Source organism: Chitinophaga filiformis, assembly GCF_900102545.1.
In the GTDB taxonomy this organism is placed as follows: Bacteria; Bacteroidota; Bacteroidia; order Chitinophagales; family Chitinophagaceae; genus Chitinophaga; species Chitinophaga filiformis.
This window is the reverse complement of sequence record NZ_FNBN01000002.1, coordinates 170,922-188,013: the sequence shown is the minus strand read 5'-3', so window position 1 is coordinate 188,013 and position 17,092 is coordinate 170,922. Positions and strand designations below refer to the sequence as shown.

Genomic DNA, 17,092 nt, shown 5'->3' with positions numbered 1-17,092 from the left:
AACAGTTTAATCTTACGAAAAATGAAGTACAACATAAAATACTGGATCATCCTGTTGCCGGTAATGATCATACTATTCGATAGTTGCGGCAAGGACTTTCTGAACCGTAATCCGCTGGACCAGCAGTCATCAGGCACTTTCTGGAAAACGAAAGCTGATGCTGATCAGGCGCTGACGGCCATTTACAGTTATCTGATACAGGGATATAATTATACCAATGCCAACAATACAGGGCAGGGTTGGGGAGCAGGTACACCGTATTGGGAAACGCTGACAGACAATGCATACAGTGGCGCCTTTTCAAATGTTGCTAATGGTTCTATAGAACCTACAACCGGTACCATTCAATCTGATGCTTACAATACCTCGTACAGGGCCATAGAAGCCTGTAATGTCTTCATGGCTAATATTGGCAATGTAACGATGGACGATACAGAAAAGAATACTTATATAGCTGAGGTCAGGTTCATGCGTGGATACTATTACTTCCTGCTGGCGCAGTTGTATGGTGATGTGGTACTGACCTTTCAACCATTGGGAAAGGATGCGGCATCTTATCAACTGGGTAGATCGCCGAAAGCATTGGTGCTCGACTCAGTAATGAGCGACTTCCGTTTTGCTGCGGCTAATCTGCCGAATACTGCTTACAAAGGACATGTAGTAAGAGGTACTGCCCTTGGATATATTACGAAGGTATTTCTTACTGTCCACAACTTCCAGGAAGCAGCTGCTACGGCCAGAACGATCATGACAGAGGGCCGCTTCAGTTTGTATACAGGTGGTTACCGTAAATTGTTCCTGAAACCGGGGCAGGATAATAATCCGGAAATTATGTTCTCTGGTCGTTACCAGGTGCCAAATGCCTATAGCCCGGCAGAATACCTGTATACTTACAGCGCCAGCTTTCAGCCATTGGGGTACCTCGTAAATGATTATGAATGCATCGATGGTCAGCCTATTACGACGTCTTCTTTATATGATCCGGCTCACCCATATAACAACAGAGATCCGCGATTACTGGCTACTATATTAGTGCCTGGTGTATTGTACAAAGGAGGGATTGCTTTTGATCCTGCTGTTGTTGGTGCTTCATCTGGTTTTCTGAATAAAAAAGGTATTGATTCTACCCGCGCAACCGCCATCGGTACACAGAGTGATCAGGACTGGGTGTATCTGCGTTATGCAGATGTATTGCTGATGTATGCAGAAGCACAGAACGAAATTGCAGGAGCCGACGGGAGTGTGTATGAGGCTGTGAATGCAATACGTACACGGCCCAGTGTTGGAATGCCGGTATTGCCTGTAGGGCTTTCACAAGATGCTATGCGTACCGCTATCCGTCATGAAAGAAGGATTGAACTTGCTATGGAAGGGCAACGGTATTTTGATCTGAAACGTTGGGGAACTGACAGGATTATTATTCCTACATTAAAAGATCCCAGTGGGTCGCCGAGGAAATTCCCTCTGCGTGATACTTTGTGGCCGGTGCCGCAGTCAGAGATGGATATAGCGGCTGCTTATGGTAATAAGATATTCAGGCAGACGCCGGGTTGGCAGTAAATGTTTGTAGCAAATACAAGCCTAAATAAAGAGAGCCTGTATCAAAAGTATGATGCAGGCTCTCTTTATACGGGTACCCGATGGAATCAGGTAGTCATTTAGACGATTCTGAAGACGTTCGTTTATTTTTGATCCGTCCTCTCGTTCTTGTATTTATGATTTTTTATGTTATTCTGTTCTCAGGCTCTTCAAAGGACTGGACAAAGCCGCTTTAATAGATTGATGAGCAATGGTTACAGCTGCTATCAGCACCGAGGTCACAATAGCCACGATAAAGATGCCTGCACTGAGCGAAATATGATAGGCAAAGTTGCCCAGCCAGTTGTACATCAGGTAATAAGACAGCGGCGTAGCTACCAGGAATGCCAGTGCAATCAGTAACATGAATTCCTTACCGAATAATACGACAATATCCGGAATGGAAGCGCCCAATACTTTCCTGATCCCAATCTCCTTATTGCGCTGAACAGCAGCGAATGCCACCAGGCCATATAGTCCCAGACAACCGATGATAATGGCCAGTCCGGAGAACAGCCTGTATGCTGTATAGAGTTTCTGCTCCTGTTTGTACATCGCAGCAATATGGTCGTCCAGGAATTCATAGGCAAAGAGATCATCCGGGAAAAGCGCTGACCAGCCTTTTTCTATGCGGGCAATGGTGGCTGGCATATGCTGTGGGTACAGTCTTACGCTGATGGTATTAAACGCACGCGGATTGTTAAAGAGGATACAGGGTCTTTTTTCCTTGTGTTTGGATTCACTCTGAAAGTCCTTGACTACGCCCTTGATCTCCAGTTTTCCCCGGCCCTGCGTAATGATGAGGCCAAGCGCATCTTCAGGACGTGCAATGCCGAGTTTCCGGATCAATGCCTCGTTAACGACTACACGGGGAACGGAATCTTTACGTATTGCGGGAGTAATGCCTTCGCCCGCCAGCATCTTCATGTCAAACATCTTCATGAAATGCTCATCGACGAATTTCAACTCCACTACATCATCTTTTGTAATGCCTCTCTCCGGGCAGGAGAAAGGGGCGAAATTCTGATTGTAAGACGGCGCGCCTGTTGAAAAGGACATCTCTTTAATGCCGGTATTCTCCTTCAGTTGCTGCTCCAGTACTTCCCGTTTTGTTCCATCGGGAATGCCGAAAGAGATCACGGCTTCTTTATTAAAGCCGAGATCCTGGTTTTTGAAAAAGTCCATTTGTTTGGCCACCACCAATGTGCCGATGATCAGTACCTGTGATACCAGGAATTGGACGAATACCAGCGATTTGCGCAGGGTTAAGCCACGGGATGATTGACCGGTGGTGCTTTTCAGGCTGACGGCAGGCTGAAATGAGGATTGTACAAACGCAGGATATAGTCCTGCCAGTAAAATAATGATGAGCGTGAGTGCAGCCAGCAATACGTATACCAGCGGCTGATTTAACTGTGCGATGCCGATGTGTACATCCAGCCAGGATGCCACCTGTGGCAGTGCGAGGTAGGCTATACCAAGGCCCAGTACCACCGTAGTGAGCACCAGTACACTGGTTTCACCCAGGAATTGCCGTATGAGCTGAAAGCGATGGGCACCGAGCACTTTTCTGACGCTGGTTTCCCTGGCGCGTTTCATAGCCTGTGCAGTGGCCAGGTTAATGAAGTTGATACAGGCTGTCACAATGATAAAGATCGCAATAGCGATCAGTGCCCGGTAAGTATTGCGCGAGGTGGTTGTACTCTGTATATAACGTTGATCAAAATGGACCTCATTCAGGGGTTGCATCAGCAGTTTAGCTTCTGCCGCAATGGCTGCGCCCCAGTTCTGTTTGATAAAACCGGGTAAACGGCTTTCAATCTTTTTAATATCATAGTGAGGAGGAACGACGACAAAGGTATTGGCGCCCACGATGGCATAGAACTCGCTCATGGCATCTTTCATCTCTTTTTCAACTGTAGCAAAGGATGCGAGGAAACCGAAGGTCGTACTTGTATTGGGAGGTAAGTCTTTGATAACGCCGGTTACTGTCAGCAGATACCTGTTGTCAAGCTGGAATGTTTTACCCAGGGCATTCTGGTTACCGAAATACCTGTGGGCGACACTTTCGGTCAGAACGACCGTATTAGGCGCCGATAGTGCAGTTTGCGGATTACCGGACAACCACTCATAATCAAAGATGTTCGTAAATGAACCGTCGGCAAATGAATAATCTTTCTCCATGTAACGTTCGTTGCCCACTTTTACAAGACCATCATAACGGTGCCAGTATTGGGAAACGTTTTCCAGTTCAGGGAAAGCGCTGCGCATAGCAGGAGCAATGGCGAGAGATACACTCGGATTGAAGTCCAGTGCATTCATTGTAACCCTGTAAGTCCTGTCGGCCTTACGGTGATAGGTGTCGAACGTTAGTTCATTCCTGGTGATCAGAAAGATGATCAGACAGGCGGCAATACTCAGGGTAAGCCCAATGATATTCAGTGTGGCATAGTTAAGATTGCGTCTCAGGTGTCTGATAGCGATGATAAAGTAGTTCCTGAACATATAAGGTTACGTTTAGGTGGAGGATGTCCGGATAGGAAACAAAGCCAATGCCACCTTCCAATATGTTTACAGTCAATAAATTGCGTGTGTGTGAATCCGTTTAAATGTCCGCTTTCGGCATGAGTTCCGTCCATTTCCGGACGCTTTTGTTATGCGGTGGTACACAAGATGTCTTTGTCCCACAAAAAGAAGGCGATACGGACAGCCTGTTCGAACGGCAACACTTTGCTCCATTCCTGTACAATAGCGCCAAATGTAGCCTCCTTATTTGCTACAGATAGCAAAGGAGATATCTCCACTGTCTCCAGGTAGGCCATTTCACGTTCCAGGTTGGGATGCTGGATAGCTGTGCGGAGTTGTAGTACGTCATCAATCACACAGGGTGTTTCTTTGAATATCAGTGCTGAAGAAAGATGTATCTGCTCATGCCACAGGCGTTGCAGTTCCTGTTGAACATTGATCCGCCGCTCCGGCCCTTTTTCTTTTGGAGCGGTGAATTTATGACTGAGTCGCTCGTAGAAAGCTGTTGGCGCCGGTGTCTGATCGATGAACGGAACGGACCTTTCTTTCCAGAAAGCACGTTGCTGTCCCGGCCAGGCCTGTGCATAGTAGGCGCTGGTCCAGTGAGTATGACTGCAGATGGATTCGATCATCCGGTCTTCATAGAAGGTCTGTGCCATGTCTTTATGACCGGTTTTGAGAATTGTATTTACCGCGATGGCTGCCTGCAGGGAGAAACGCATGGCTTTTTCTACACCGGTGGAAGAAAGCGGATCGAGGGAGAAAGCGGCTTCACCCAGCCGGAGGTAATTGTCCTGCCAGGGGAACGTATGTGCGTAAGTAAATACGGTACAGGTCTGCAGATCATTTATCTTCCAGCTGTCAGCTGCTTTGTGAAAAAATCGCGTTCCGGAAAGCAGATGATGGAATACGCCAGGAACGGTATTGCCCTTTAATTCCCGTGGATCGGTGAAGGTAATGACCCTGAATTGCCGGGTGGGGGTAGGAGAGCCCCAGATCCAGCCTTTTTCGGTAGCCTCGACTAATGTATCAGCCGGCATGACATCTGCCGGTAAATGGCCCCATATTGCGATTGTAGGGGGAGCGGTAAGCACCCTGTCCTGCATATTGTTGCCCCGGCGTCCGCGGGCATCGAGTATAAACTTACTCTCAACGGTAATGAGTTGTGTATACTGGCGGAGCTGTGATTGCCACCTGCCATCCACCTGCTTGCAGGATTCAAAACGGGCAGGCTGGTAAAGCTGCAGGCCGCGTTGCACCGCCAGGTCGAGCAGGTCTTTGTCAAACTGTCCTCTGTCTACCATTACACCGGGCCCACGTTGTGCGGCGCTGACCGTTTGCGGGGTAGTAGTTTCCCATACCACCTGTGCGTTCAGCTGGTGGAGGTAATTACGATTGGTAAGGAGGTCTGTCGCATCCAGGTAGTCAAAGATGTTCCTGATGCCGGGCGACAGGGATTCACCGATCTGTGGGCGTGGAAAGGGTTCACTTTCTGCCAGCGCCACTTTGTGGCCGAGGGCGAGCAGGCGTAATGCAGCGCAGGTGCCTGCGGGGCCAGCTCCAATGATAAGCACGTCTGTTGTTTGTTCCGGGGGCATCATGTATTTAAATAGCTACTTGTACCAATGGGGCGCCAGTCTGGCAAGTCTTTCGTGGGCCTGCATCGTGTAGTGCAGCCAGCCACGGATGTAGTCGCACGCGGTACGGCCTCTTTCGAGTACTTCATGATGGCAGCCGCCACCACAAAGATACCTGGCCCAGCACCGGTGACAGGGTTCCTGGGTATGCACGTGTCTTGCTGCTAACCAGTCGTTTTGTAAGGTAGGATTTATTCCGTTAATAAGATCACCCATATGGCCGGCCGGTTCGTTCACAAAACGGTGACAGGCGGATAATTCACCATCAGCAGATACGCCCATATAGCCAGCGCCCGCACCACAGGGATAGGGCCGGTGAGTACCTTTGGCGATCTCTTTCAAGGCGTTGACCATGTTCAGGAAAGGAAAACGCTTCCCCATAATAACATGCTGTTCAAAGAGCAACCCGCAGGCTATCATGCCCTGCAGCATTTTGTCCAGGTCCTCCTTTGACATCTCACCTTTACCACTGCTGGAACGCAGCAAGGGAGAGAAGCCCACGCTGTGAAAGCCCATGTCCACAAACTCCTGCAGCGTTTTTGTGAGATCCATATTAGCAGGTGTGACTGTTACCCGGGCGGAGACCTGCATCCTGCGCTGGGTGGTCAGTAAGGGACGGATCTTTTCAATGATCTGTTGATAGGTGCCGGCGCCGTTTTTCAGCGGGCGTAGCTGGTCATGTTGTTCGCCGATGCCGTCAAGACTAACGGTAACAGCGAAACCATATTCTTCAAAGAATGCGGCATCATCTTCCTTCAGCAGTGTACCGTTGGTGGTCAGGGAGAAATTAACCTGTACATCTTTCCGGCGCCCTTCCTCAAAGGCATATACGGTGGTTTCTCTTAATGCCTTCCTGTTAATGAGCGGTTCGCCACCCAGAAAGGTAACCTGTACCTTGCTGCCGGGTTCACAGTCTTTCAACAGGAGGTCAATGGATTGCCGGGCGGTATCGATGTTCATGTTTTTCACAGGCCCTCCAAAGTCGCCCTGGTCAGCATAACAGTAGGTACAACCCATGTTACATTTCTGGGCAATGGCCAGCGACAGTGCATAGATCTTAGGGCTTGTCAGTGGTTCGTCATTGATAAGGGGCGGCATTTCCAGTCCGAGGCCGATCAGTTCATTGCTGATACCTGCTTCATCCTGTTGTTGCAGTAGCTGCTCTATACGTGCTTCTGTGGATGCAGAAATGTTGTGCAGGCGGCTGCCGTTCGCAACAAACAACTGGGTATCGTGGGCGGTAGGTACCAGGTGAACCTGGGGAGAGCGCGGGACTGACTTCTTATTGATCAGGGAGGCCAATTCACTGGCAATGACTGCCAGTGAATCAGCGCCTGGTTGTAGTGTAGTAGCAGGAGCCATTATTTATCGATTAGTGAAGGATTGGGATGCGCCTGTGTACCGGGTGTAGCAGTTTTATCACTTTGTCCGCCGGTATCTCCTGATGCGGAGTATGGAGGTGAGGCTACAGCATCGCGGCCGTTGATAATGAAGCTGAGCTCTCCCTGCCAGTCCCTGAAGAGATCATCATAAGAGAAGAGCCGGGAGTCAGTACGATTGTCGGGTATATATTCCCCTGTACGCCGTTTAGCCAGCCACATATCGCCGTGACTGAGGCCATCTTCACCTGGTTCTACATTCACGTAGTCAGGCCGGCTGGCTGCCCAGTAATAACAGGCGCATTCGCGGTAGTCGTTCTGCCAGGGAGCACAGAGACCGTGTGTCAGTTCTCCGGGACTAACGATTGTGGGCGACAGTGCCGCGGTACCAGGCGTCATATAACTGTTCACCGTCAATGTAAACTCCGGATATTTTGTCTTATCAGTCAGATCATCCTTTTTCACCAGCACCGGGAGCGTGGCTTCACCTGCGGTGAACTGCGCCTGTACGGTTTGTCCGGGTGTCAGTTTAAAACCGGCAATAAGGTTGGACCATTCCATAAAGGCAGCGCCATGCGGATTGTCCGTAGTGGTTAGATGGACATTGTCTCCTCCGGGGAATACCGGTCCTTCGCCACGCACCATGGTAGGATGTCCGTTTACCGCTACCAGTCGCCGGCCTTTGAGGTTAAAGCCGGTCGTATCGTCAAGTACATAGTTATCATTTTCACTCATGGTAACGTTCTGGAAAGTATGCCGCCATAAGTTCCTGAAGTCGAATTCGAGTCCGGGGAAACAGTTGGAAATAGCAGCCCTTGGCAATACGCTGTATGGGTTGCCTTCACCACGGTAATGTAATTGCGCAATGAGGTCATCAGCTTTCAGCGGCTGCCCCGGAACAGGCGGTGCAGGTGGAGGAGGCGTATTGCCATCACTAGCTTGGAACATGGCATTGGATGCTGCCTGTATCACACTGTTGATCATCCGGTGGGTGAGTGTCAGCGCTCTTCCATCAGCGCCTCTCATAAGACCTGGCATCTTGCGGCGCTCTGTATCAGACAGGTCGCCGATCTTATGCGGCCTGCGGAGGGCGGAGGCAAACCAGGTGGCGGCTCCTGTACTTAATCCGTTAAAGACTCTTTCATGCAGGGTGCGAAGGGCCAGGTTGTCTACAATAGAACTCGCCATAATAGGTTCAAACAGGCGGCCAAAGTCGTTGGTGTCCTGTCTTACCATGGTGCTGGCCACATTCTCCCTGCCATTAATGGGGTTGCCGTTCATGACAGCTGTGTTCATGAGCGTAATGGATTCAAAGGCGCGGCGGACTACTTCTTCTGCTACTTCAATAGGCACTTCCTTGTCAGGTTCTGTACCCATGATGATCTGTTCCAGTTCATCAGATACGGCACGTATAGGTAGGATATCCGGGGCAAATGCCGGCGGACCAGCCACTATATGTGCAGTAGCGGTGAGTGTTGCGAGGCTGTTGTCATTGGGTTGCAGGGTAGCGGTAACTATACCATCGCATTCATCATCAAGGTAGCCCCAGCTTACCTGGTCGCCATGTTTGGTACTGTAACCGGCAAATATCTGTGCGGGCATGGTATAGTTGGGATTGAATTTAGCTGACTCAGTATATCCCTGCCAACCGCCTTTACCCGGGTCATATAGTACCTGGTGCTCACTGGTGATAACCGGATCATCAGTGGCTGCTGCGCCTTCACTTTCTATTCTCTTTGTGGAAGAACCATATACGTTGCCGGCAGCTGGTGTGAAGCGGAGCCGCAAGCCGGGGAAGTCGTCTGATGGTTTAATGAATTGCACTGAACCAAGGGGCAGCGTTTTACCATCGTGGAAATTTTGACATTCTCCAACCAATTTGTATACATAAGAGTCTTTGATGTCATCCTTTGTGGCAATGATCTTATCCTTTACATCACCTGTTCTGCGGAATAATTTTAAGTTGCCCACGGTAACTGACCAGCTGATATTATCCAGGGTGAGGCCTGCACGCTGTAATAATGCTTCTGTAAGCGGAACGAGCATATCCGGATTGTCGGAAGTAACGGCAAAGAGTTCCAGGAAGGGCGCTACGGGACGAATATAGCCATCACTTTGCGGCGGATCCTTGAATTCGATCTGGGTTGGTACACTGGCGCTGACCGTATTGTAAAGATTATCGACAGTGAGCGTAGGCTGAGGCTTTATCTGCCGGAAATCCAGCGGTTTGTTATCCGGAATGACAAGATCATATGCGGCTACTGGCAGCGGAGAAGCGCCCAGACGGCCTATTGCTATCGGGGGTAGGATACGGATTTCTTGGATTTGCATAAGGTTTGTTTTTACTGGTTAGTTAACAGTTGCAAACGCTTGTAAGCTCCTCTATTACCTGTAATAATTTCGCATCTGCTTCAAGCAGTGAATAGAGGTAACGATGATTTTGTTCTTTGGATTGATTTAGCAGGGTTTGAATGAGTGGCCCCGATGCCAGGATAAGGTCTTTATGCGCACGCCACCTGTTATGCTCTCCTGTAGGTAATGATAAGGTGTACGGTACCAGGAACGGCGGACCCGCATATTTAGTGTTTGTATCAATGGTGCCAGGATCTTCCAGCAGCGGCAATTGTACCATGACAGTGGCAATACTCCGTAGATTGTACATTTCACCGAAAGTGGAATTGATGATCATGCCACGTGGAGAGATGGCGCCTGCATTGTTGTAGCCATTGTCCAGTACAAAACTGTGTGTAAGGAAGTTCAATAACATCCGGTAACGGATATTGAACAGGTGGCCCCAGTTCTGTGCCTCTATATTGGTAATGTAGTCCAGTTCTTCACCGGTAGGGTCGGTGATCTGCCCTTCGGATGGTGAAGATTCCGGATCATCAGCAGCAGACGGAATTTCAGGATTGACAGCCAGTTTACGGGAGAAGGACCAGTTGCCACCGGAATCGGCTGCTATTTGTTTAAGGGTTTTATATAAAGTGAGGAAGCGTTCAAAGTGTGAAGGGTGTTTAGTATCCTCTGTGGTAGCTTCTCCCTGTTCAGCTATTTCATTGATGGCATTATAGGCATCATCCCTGCTGGCGAGTGGCATCACCAGTACATCGGGAGTGCCGGGTAAACCCTCCAGTGTATTGCCCCGGTGTCCGCCCTTGTAACCGCGGCCCCATTCATCGAATTTTGCCTGGAAGGGATATGTCTCTGCCTGGAAGGCTTCATCGGGAATAACATCGGGATTTTTGATCAGCTTGAGCAGTACCTCAAATAACGCACTGACGGTATTAGGATGTGGCACTTCCTCTTTAACGATACTGACTATTTCTTTGGCGTATTCATCGTCGCTGTCCAGCCAGCTCTGAGGAGCTTCCGCATATACATATTTCGCCAGTGAATTTAAGGTGAGCGGTTCCAGCTTGAAGGGAAATGGATAGAAGGGCGTATCCCAGGGATAGTCCTGTCTTTCGAAGTGGAGGGGTGCGCCAATCAGTTTCAGGACATTCTGTACGGAAATGAAGTGTCCCATTTCTTCCTTGGCAATACCCAGGATCACCTCCTGTGCATTACGTATGTCTTTCTGATAATCCGGCGGCACCTGTGGTCCGCCAAGACTATAGGCTGCGTAAAGGTATTGCAGCATCAGGCCATGCTCAATCTCCGCGTCAATGCATAAGAGGAATGAAACATAGTCTTTGCCATTGAATTCAGGAGGAATGGAAATCGGCGCTTCATCGCTTTCGAAAGTGGAGTATTCCATTGGCTGAATGCCTTTTCCTGTGAACTGGGCGGACTTTAGTGCTTCTGTCCGCAGGCGGTTGAGTTGCGCTCTTTTAAATACGGGTCCAAGGTAACGTTCGAAATTACGTTGCATGATCAGTAGGTGTTTAGAATAGTTAGTGAGTCTGTATGGAATGAAACAATAATAGAGTTCTTAACCTGCAATACTGCGGTTGCACATGACTTGTTTGTAATAGTTATTATGTCTGTCAGTAATTGTACTTAGAATGAGCCGGTCAATTCGAGGTCTTTTAAAGTTAACTACTTTTTCCGGAGCTATCAAAATGATTTTTGAATTGATAAGAAAACATATATATCCTTTCCGATGCATCCCGGCACTTGAAAATACCAACTAGTTTGTATTTCCCGTGGATGAAAATACAGTTACATTGCATACATCAGGGATACCATTAAAATGATTGTCATGGCGGAAGAAAAAGCCCCCATTATCAACTGTCATACGCATGTATTTACAGGTGATCATGTGCCTCCTTATCTGGCACGCACTTTTGTGCCGGAACCATTTCATTTTCTCATCTCACTCAAGGTACTTGTCAGTATTTTCCGCTGGTGGTATAGGTGGCCGGCGAGGATACCGCATAAGTTCTGGTTTAAATGGCTACGCAAAGGGTTTACGCATGTGAACCTGATCTATAATAAATGCTGGCCGTTCAATACCATCCTGGAGTATTATCTTTTTTTTCAGACGTTTTTTATATTGAACAAGTTGTTGCCTCCCGTGTTGCCTGCGGGAAACTGGTTGTCAAAATTAACCGATAAGTTCAGTGCATGGCTTTCGCCCTATATGTTGCCGATCAACGGCCTGTTCTTACAGGTATGCTTTGTCATCTTCGTATTGTTGTTCTTTCCGACTATCAGGAACCTGCTGGCATGGATGAGCAGCGGGCTAAAGAAGTTCCTGGCGATGTTGCCTGGCAAGCAAACGAGAGAGATGATAGGACGGTATCTGAACATAGGCCGTTATGCGTTTCACAGGCATCAAAGTACAATCTTCTCAAAATTGAAATCTCAGTATCCTGCTGGTACCGGCTTTGTTGTGTTGCCGATGGACATGGACTATATGAGCGCCGGTAAAAGCAGGACCAGGTATCGTGATCAGATGCAGGAACTGGCGGAATTAAAAGATGATAATAAAGAAACGCTCTTTCCTTTCGTGTTTGTTGATCCCAGGAGATGTGTGCCCGTAAGAAAGGAAAAGCGGTTTAAGAAAGGAGATAAACCTTTCTTCGCATGGAAGCAGGTAGGAGTCAAGGTTATCCTGGAAGATTGTTTTATCAGGGACTACCTGGAAGAGAAGCAGTTCAGTGGGATCAAGATCTATCCTGCGCTGGGTTATTTCCCCTTTGATATCAGACTGCTGCCTTTATGGAAGTATGCGGCAGATAATAATATCCCTATACTTACACATTGCATCAGGGGAACTATCTTTTACAGGGGACGAAAGCAGACTGCATGGTATCAGCATCCTGTATTTGAGCAGGCAATGAGCAAACAGAAGAACGGAAAGAATGGGAAGAATGGGTTTGATGGCTTTGAAACGGATGAAGAAAGGGAGACTAAAGATAGTCTGAAGGAAGATTATGTGCCACTGGATCTTCCGCAAACGAAGAACGTTGATTTCAGTACAAACTTTACGCATCCGATGAACTATCTCTGCCTGCTGGATAAAACACTGCTGCATAGGGTAATAAGTGTAGAGGCAGCAAAGGAAGGGGCCAGTCAGGAGGAAATTGACCGGGTAAAAACGCTCTTCGGATATACCAGTACCGGTTTAACGCGTGATCTGAGCAAGCTAAAGCTCTGCATGGGCCATTTTGGCGGAGATGATGAATGGTGTCGTTACTTCGAGAAGGACAGGTATAATTACAGTAGTCAACTCACCAAACATCCTGACAGAGGTATCGAGTTCCTTAAAAGGCGGGATGGGAAGCTGGCGCCGGGAAAACCAGAACAGCTCTGGCGTTATACTGACTGGTATTCCATTATCTGCAGTATGATGTTACAGTATGACAATGTGTATGCAGATATCAGTTATATCCTGCACAACGATGCGGGCGTCCTGCCTTTATTGAAGGAGACTTTACAGAATAAAGGGCTTCGGGAGAAGGTGTTGTATGGTACTGATTTCTTTGTAGTACGCAATCATAAATCAGACAAGAATATGCTGGCCGATATGATGGGAGGACTTTCGGTAGAAGACTTTGACCAGGTGGCGAGAGTGAACCCAAGGAAATACCTGAATTTAAATATACCCGATCAGCCCAAAATTATCATTATTGGCAAGCCTGAGAAACCCGGGGTACCGCAGAATGGACAGGAGAAAGAGCAATCAAGGGATCTCACTGACAGTGATGTGCGCGACTAAGCCTCATTCCTGATCTATAAACAACTGCTGCAGACGTTCCAATGTTTCCTTCTCCGGTTGTTTCCACATACCCCGCTGGATGGCTTCCAGCATACGTTCTGTCATATCTTTCAGGGCCCATGGATTGACCTGTTCTATGAACTGCCTGTTGTCCTCATCGAAGAGATAGGCATGGGTAATACCCTCATACATGAAATCATCCACCAGGTCGGTAGTGGCATCATAAGCAAAGAGGTAATCCATCGTAGCTGCCATTTCAAAAGCACCTTTATACCCATGTCTTTTTACACCTGCGATCCATTTAGGGTTGATCACACGGGAGCGGTATACTTTTAATAACTCTTGCTTTAAAGTTTTCACCTGAGGATTTTCCGGTCGGGCATGATCCCCGAAATAAATGGATGGCTGTGCGCCCGTGATGGTTTGTACTGCATTTGCGAGACCTCCCTGGAACTGGTAGTAGTCGTCGGAATCCAGTATATCATGTTCGCGGTTGTCCTGGTTATGCATGATGATCTGGATATCAGACAGACGTTTTTCAAATACCTCATGGGCTGATTCACCAATGCGGTCTGCACCATAGGCATAACCACTCCAGTTGATATATACCTTTGCAAGGTCTTCTCTTGATTGCCAGTTCTTCTCATCAATGACTGCCTGGAGCCCCGCTCCATAGGCGCCTGGTTTGGAGCCGAACACCCTGAATAAAGCACGTTTGTGCGCCTTTTCCTCAGCCAGTCCTTTGGATTGCCACTCCTGTTTTTCTTTCAGGAATCGTTTCCTGATGGGGTTCTGTTCAGGGGATTCGTCCAGTTGTGCGACTTTCTCAACGGCGGCATTAAAGAGGGAGATCACATCCGGGAAGGCGTCTCTAAAGAAGCCGGAGATGCGCAGCATGACATCTACTCTTGGACGCCGCAGTGTGATGAGTGGGATGATCTCAAAATCACTCACCCGTCTGTTCGCTGCTTGCCATACAGGTTTAACGCCCATCAGCGCCAGTGCCTGTGCGATATCATCCCCACCTGTACGCATAGTGGACGTACCCCATACTGATAGTCCGATCGATTCCGGATAATCTCCATGTTCCTGCAGGTACCTGTCAATGATCAGGTTGGCGCTCTTTACACCCAGGTTATAGGCGGTTTGTGTCGGAATAGCACGAACATCTACAGAATAGAAGTTGCGACCTGTTGGCAATACATCCAGCCGTCCTCTGGTAGGAGCACCTGAACTGCCCGAAGGCACGTATTGGCCATTCAACCCTTGCAGGAGATGAGTGATCTCCTCACTCGTAGCCTGTATCTTAGGTAATGTATTGTAGATGATAAACCGGCAGTATTCACTGGTGAGCGGGTATTGTTCAGGAAGTTGATCAGGTGCGATAAGTGCTTCACCGATCAGTGTTTTAGCTAATTTCTCAAGCGCTGCTATCACATCTCCGTTGATCCTGCATGCTGCAAATACAGCATGTCGGCCATCAGTAGCGAAAGCAGCCTGGTAGTCGCAATTCAAAGGGTCCATTGGTAAACCCAGGTCCTGGGCCAGTACTTGTGTGATGCCCATCTTTCCGGCTACAGGCACACGATGCAAAGCTACGAGGAGATCAGTGAGTTGTTCTCCTTCCGGTGCCTTACCCAGAATATGTAAACCATCCCTGATCTGAGCCTCTTTCAGTTCACAGAGATAACCATCCAGTTTTACCAGCAATTCATCAATATCTTTCACCGATGATTGCAGATCAGCTTCAAGATTAGCTTCCCTTACCAATTGAGTGATTTGTGTTTTGATCACTGCTGTACGTTTGGGATCTATACTGTAGGCGTCATAATACTCATCAATGAGATGTTCCAGTTTTGTCAGCACGCCATAACTCTCCGCCCTTGTCATAGGCGGTATGAGGTGATCGATGATAATAGCATGATTCCTGCGTTTGGCCTGTGTGCCCTCACCTGGATCATTGATGATAAAAGGATAAAAATGTGGGATGGGATTTAACAATACGGCGGGGAAACAGGTTTCCCTGCTCAGGGCCACGCTTTTACCGGGGAGCCATTCAAGGTTACCATGTTTGCCTACATGCACTACTGCGTCGGCATGGAATACACTATTCACCCAGAAATAATAAGCGAGGTAAGCATATGTAGGCGGCAGATCAGGAGAGTGATAGATGGCTTTAATATCCTGATTATAACCGCGGGCAGGCTGAATACTTACAAAAGTGTTGCCCAGTAAAAATCCCGGGATGATAAATTCATCTGTGTTATAGTTAGGCGAATCCTCGGGCTGACCCCATTGCTGTTCAATCTTCTGTCGCAGTACAGGAGATAATTCATTGTAATACTGGTAGAACCGGGGAATCTTCAAACTCACCTGGTATGGCCGGTATAAGGCAGTATCCGTGTCGTTGGTGATATAATGTGTGATCAGTTCTATGAGTTCCGCACTATCTGCTGGTACGAAATCTCCGAGATGATAATTGTCTGCTTTCAACGCATGCAGTATGGTTATGATGCTGGCAGGTGTGTCCAGACCTACACCGTTGGCCAGGCGACTATCCTTATTCGGATAGTTCGGCATGATCAGGGCGATACGCTTGTCTTTATTTTCTTTATTCCTGATGGCGATCCAGCGCTTTGCGAATTCCACGACGAAGTCGCAACCTTCTTCATGGGTGGTATATTTAAGGATATCAGAGTCTGTCAGTGCATCCCTTCCTAAAGATGACTTAAATGAAACTGCTGTAGTAATAATTCTTCCGTCTATCTCCGGCAGCGCAATATTCATGGCTACATCTGTAGGTGTCAGGCCAAACAGGTTCTCCTGCCAGATCTCCTTTGTACAGGAAGCGAAGATGGCCTGTATAACAGGTACATTCATCTTCCTGAAAATGAATTGATCATCTGTTGTATCCAGCAGTGATTTAATAGAAAAACTGGTCGTGTTGATGATCACATCCATGGAGGCGCCTATCTTGTGTAATAGGTTGAACAGTTCATCACAGGTGGCCTGGTCGCGAAGATTACTGGCGAAGGCAATGATTGGGTTGATCTCTTGTTGTTCCAGTAGTGTTGCCAGATAATGTACCGGCTCCAGATTATCCGCCAGATAATGGGTCTGATAGACGAGTATCACTGCATTCCCTGAAGATGCTTGCTGTGGGATGATTGTATGTTCTTCCCCTGCCGCAATGATCCCTCTATCGGGGTGAAAGAGGAAGAGGTCTGGTAAGCGTTGTGGCGCTTCAAACACATAGGGCAGCTGAAAGAAAGTGTAGAAGATGTATTGCAGGCATTGCAGGTGATTACGTCTGCCGCCTGCACAAAGGTATTTCCAGACGGTATCTGCAATGTGCATGTCGACAGTAGAACTATTGAGCAGTTCAATATCAGGTACATCATATCCCGGGAGGAATAGTACGGGGATCTTCTTTAGTTCACAGGCAATACTAACTGCTTCGAAGAGGTAAGGATAATAGTTCTTACCGCCGAGGAAGCGGCATATCACCAGTTTCGCTTCCCCGATCACTTCCTCAACATATTTATCAATCGTCAGTTCCTGTTTGAGGTACACCAGATTGGAAATACGTAGTGAAGGCAAGCCCGCATTCTTTGTTATTGATACATTGGATAACAGTGCAGCTGCCGCTTGCTGATACAGATCCCTGTACGCATTGTTCAGGGAATGGATTTCTGTATCAGCGGCTGACAGTAACACAATATCGCCCGGCTGTTGTTGTATATGGAAGACCCCTTCGCCATTAGGGTTCCATCCTCCCGGAATAGTTGGAATAAGATGCATGTCTGATA

The 17,092-nt window shown here is 48.0% G+C and carries 8 protein-coding genes; 2 read left to right on the top strand and 6 right to left on the bottom strand.

The window, feature by feature from the left end; translation table 11 throughout:
• The first annotated feature begins 21 nt into the window (after positions 1-21).
• Complete coding sequence (locus tag BLR32_RS07490; RefSeq protein ID WP_089830225.1) at positions 22-1,560, top strand: RagB/SusD family nutrient uptake outer membrane protein; 1,539 nt, start codon at positions 22-24, stop codon at positions 1,558-1,560.
• A 168-nt stretch (positions 1,561-1,728) separates the two neighbouring features.
• Here BLR32_RS07490 and BLR32_RS07485 read toward each other — a convergent pair whose 3' ends face one another.
• The 5 genes from BLR32_RS07485 to BLR32_RS07465 all read right to left on the bottom strand — a co-directional run bounded on the left by BLR32_RS07485 (position 1,729) and on the right by BLR32_RS07465 (position 10,991).
• Positions 1,729-4,083: an ABC transporter permease gene (locus tag BLR32_RS07485; protein ID WP_089830222.1), complete on the bottom strand. Its 2,355-nt coding sequence runs from the start codon at positions 4,081-4,083 to the stop codon at positions 1,729-1,731.
• 149 nt (positions 4,084-4,232) lie between these two features.
• Positions 4,233-5,705 (bottom strand): flavin-dependent monooxygenase QhpG, encoded by a 1,473-nt coding sequence (qhpG, locus tag BLR32_RS07480; RefSeq protein WP_089830220.1) that lies wholly within the window; start codon positions 5,703-5,705, stop codon positions 4,233-4,235.
• A 12-nt stretch (positions 5,706-5,717) separates the two neighbouring features.
• A complete protein-coding gene (locus tag BLR32_RS07475) occupies positions 5,718-7,103 on the bottom strand; it encodes a radical SAM/SPASM domain-containing protein (RefSeq protein WP_089830218.1) in 1,386 nt (461 codons plus the stop codon).
• Positions 7,103-9,451 carry a hypothetical protein gene (locus BLR32_RS07470; protein ID WP_089830216.1) on the bottom strand — a complete coding sequence of 783 codons (2,349 nt, stop codon included), beginning with the start codon at positions 9,449-9,451 and terminating at the stop codon, positions 7,103-7,105. The genes BLR32_RS07475 and BLR32_RS07470 overlap by 1 nt, the downstream gene beginning before the upstream one ends.
• A 22-nt stretch (positions 9,452-9,473) precedes the next feature.
• Entirely contained in the window at positions 9,474-10,991 is a 1,518-nt protein-coding gene (locus BLR32_RS07465; protein WP_089830214.1) for a ferritin-like domain-containing protein, read from the bottom strand.
• A 330-nt stretch (positions 10,992-11,321) separates the two neighbouring features.
• On the opposite strand from BLR32_RS07465, the gene BLR32_RS07460 reads away from it, so the two are divergent.
• Positions 11,322-13,283, top strand: a complete 1,962-nt coding sequence (locus tag BLR32_RS07460) for an amidohydrolase family protein (RefSeq protein ID WP_176842197.1) — start codon at positions 11,322-11,324, stop codon at positions 13,281-13,283.
• A 3-nt stretch (positions 13,284-13,286) separates the two neighbouring features.
• Here the strand turns inward: BLR32_RS07460 and cobN are convergent, their stop codons facing one another.
• Complete coding sequence (gene cobN, locus BLR32_RS07455; protein WP_089830209.1) at positions 13,287-17,084, bottom strand: cobaltochelatase subunit CobN; 3,798 nt, start codon at positions 17,082-17,084, stop codon at positions 13,287-13,289.
• Positions 17,085-17,092 lie beyond the last annotated feature (8 nt).

Bases quoted from the DNA above. Each gene is read 5' to 3' on its own strand.
- BLR32_RS07490 (WP_089830225.1), top strand. From the start codon at position 22: ATGAAGTACAACATAAAATACTGGATCATCCTGTTGCCGGTAATGATC.
- BLR32_RS07485 (WP_089830222.1), bottom strand. From the start codon at position 4,083: ATGTTCAGGAACTACTTTATCATCGCTATCAGACACCTGAGACGCAAT.
- qhpG (WP_089830220.1), bottom strand. From the start codon at position 5,705: ATGATGCCCCCGGAACAAACAACAGACGTGCTTATCATTGGAGCTGGC.
- BLR32_RS07475 (WP_089830218.1), bottom strand. From the start codon at position 7,103: ATGGCTCCTGCTACTACACTACAACCAGGCGCTGATTCACTGGCAGTC.
- BLR32_RS07470 (WP_089830216.1), bottom strand. From the start codon at position 9,451: ATGCAAATCCAAGAAATCCGTATCCTACCCCCGATAGCAATAGGCCGT.
- BLR32_RS07465 (WP_089830214.1), bottom strand. From the start codon at position 10,991: ATGCAACGTAATTTCGAACGTTACCTTGGACCCGTATTTAAAAGAGCG.
- BLR32_RS07460 (WP_176842197.1), top strand. From the start codon at position 11,322: ATGGCGGAAGAAAAAGCCCCCATTATCAACTGTCATACGCATGTATTT.
- cobN (WP_089830209.1), bottom strand. From the start codon at position 17,084: ATGCATCTTATTCCAACTATTCCGGGAGGATGGAACCCTAATGGCGAA.